This window comes from uncultured Thiocystis sp. (assembly GCF_903866365.1).
Taxonomy (GTDB): domain Bacteria; phylum Pseudomonadota; class Gammaproteobacteria; order Chromatiales; family Chromatiaceae; genus Chromatium.
This window is the reverse complement of record NZ_CAIPNF010000228.1, coordinates 1-1,701: the sequence shown is the minus strand read 5'-3', so window position 1 is coordinate 1,701 and position 1,701 is coordinate 1. Positions and strand designations below refer to the sequence as shown.

At 60.9% G+C, this 1,701-nt stretch carries 1 protein-coding gene; it reads right to left on the bottom strand.

Annotation, left to right across the window (positions count from 1 at the left end):
- The coding region (gene pglX, locus QZY07_RS12685) for a BREX-2 system adenine-specific DNA-methyltransferase PglX (RefSeq protein WP_295403138.1) at positions 1-1,566 on the bottom strand (1,566 nt) is incomplete at its 3' end.
- Between the last annotated feature and the right edge of the window lie 135 nt (positions 1,567-1,701).

Genomic DNA, 1,701 nt, shown 5'->3' with positions numbered 1-1,701 from the left:
CAGTTCGTCCAGTCCGGCCAACGCGGGGGTCAAGCGAGCCGCATCGGCGCCTTCGCGTTGCAGCATCTCGTACAGATAACCCGTCAGCGCCAGGGCGCGGGCCTTGGCGTCGTAGCCGGCCCATAGCAGCATCGGGCTTCCGGCATCGTTGCCGCGCTCCAGCCCAGGGAAACTGACGAAGCGTTCCTTGGGCACGTCGAGCGGACCACGCTGTTTCCATAGGGGACCATCGAGGAAGTCGTCCGGCTTGTACTTCGGTGGCACTGGGATTGCGCCAACCTCGCTGGTCTTGCGTCGGTTCTGTTCGGCAGCGAGATCCTCGGCGGACGCTCCGGCCATGGTCCGGCTAACTTCAGAGTCGATGGCATCCTCTCTTCGTTGCAAGGTCCAGGTGCTTTGCCACACCGCGCGCTTGCGCAGACCGCTGTCGGTATAACGCAGCACATCGAGGTAGGGCACAGTGGCCTGTTGCAGGAGTGAGATCAGGGTCGCATGGGCATCGCTGCCGATACCTGAATACAAATCCAAGGCGCGCCGGAAGTTCTCGTCGCCCGAAAGCGCATCGACCAGTTCCCGCACGGAACACAGGCGCGGCGCGGGTTGCGCGTCTCGTGGCCACAGGTCGGTCGCTTCCAACCGGTCGAGCAGCCAGTCTTCCAGTGCAACCTTTTCGAGCGTGTCCCAGTCGGCACCTGCCCAGCGGCGTTTGCACTCTGGTCGTTCGATCAGCGCCAGGTCTCGCGAGTGCTGGATCGTGGCGATGCGACGCTCCACCAGGGCACGGTAGTCCGCCGGCCAGTGTGCGGGACATTCCGTGATCGGTTGGGCGCCGTGGCGCTCGAACCAGGTCGTCGACCTGGCCCCCGCCGTCAACTGCCGCGCCAGCAGGATCTCGAAGGCGCGCTCTCCGAATTGAAGGCCGGGAGGCTCGTCTGTGTAACTTAGCGCTTCGTCCAGTACGCCATAGATGCGATAGACCTGCCAGTCCAGTTCCTCCTGCCAGGCGATCATCTTGCTTCGAAGGCTCTCGACTTCAATTCTCGTAGCATCCAGTTCGGCGCGGGTTGGTACTGTTTCCCCGAACGTTGCCGCAGGCAGGCGGGCTGCTCGTTGGGTGGCCAGGCTGTCGATTCGCCTTGCGATTTCGACGGGGCGCTCCGACGCCACGGGGAACTGACCGATATTGGTACTGTTGTGTGCATAGAAGTCTTCGAATGCCGCCGTTCTCTGACGCGCCCCGTGCTGATCGACCGTACTCCCCTTGTTATGACATACCTGCTTGAGCCAAAAACATGCCGTCGAAGAATTCAGCAGGCCGAGGAGTCCCAGGTGGTCATCTTCTGTGGCGTTGGCGGATAGTTTGATGACCGGCGCCGTCTGCTTAAAGACCTTACCGCCACGGTCTAAAAAGAAGTGGTTGTGTGTTGCAACTTCGCCGAACGTGATGGCATGTTGATATTCGAGTCGAGCCAAGGTGATCTGATGCCAGCTCCACCATGCCTTCCCGTCGGAGAAGTAAGTTCCTTGCCCGAAGGTCGCGCGATTTCCAAGCAAGGTTCGGCTCATCACCTATCACTTTCTGGCAAACTGTGACGCTGAGGTCATGTTGAGGTGATTGGAGATCATGGGAAGCGTCAAACGATTGGCGGATGAAGTGGCGCGCGGGCTACGCGAGGTACACCCGCATTTGCGCAAGACGGT